The 417-nt window shown below is 79.1% G+C and carries 1 protein-coding gene; it reads left to right on the forward strand.

Going from position 1 to position 417, the window contains the following annotated elements; genetic code table 11:
- Positions 1-417, forward strand: a 417-nt coding sequence (locus ABD308_RS13125; protein WP_344332943.1) for an AfsR/SARP family transcriptional regulator, incomplete at both ends; no start/stop codon positions are given.

A 417-nucleotide genomic window follows, 5' to 3' on the forward strand; every position in this document is an offset into this window, starting at 1 on the left:
CGCGGCGGCCGCGCTGCTGGGCCGGGCGCTCGACCTGTGGAACGGTCCCGCCGCCCTGGCCGGCCTGCCCGACACCGACCTGAGGGACGCGCTCGCCGACCGTCTGCGGCGCGACCGGGCCGTGGCCCTGGAGGCCCGGGCGGAACGGCTGCTGCGGCTCGGCCGGGGTGCGGAGGCGGTGTCCGGCCTCGACCAGGTGCTGGAGTCCGATCCGCTGAACGAGCAGGTGGCCGCCCTGCTGGTGCTCTGCCTGAACCAGGCCGGGCGCGCCCGCGACGCCGTCGACGTCTACCACCGCACCCGGCGGCGGCTCGCGGAGGACCTCGGCGTCGGGCCGGGCCGCGCGCTGCGGTCGGCGCTGTCACCGCGGCACGTCCCGGACGTCATCGAGCGGGTGCCGGCCGTCCCGCGCAACCG

The organism is Kitasatospora putterlickiae, from assembly GCF_039527695.1.
GTDB lineage: Bacteria > Actinomycetota > Actinomycetes > Streptomycetales > Streptomycetaceae > Kitasatospora > Kitasatospora putterlickiae.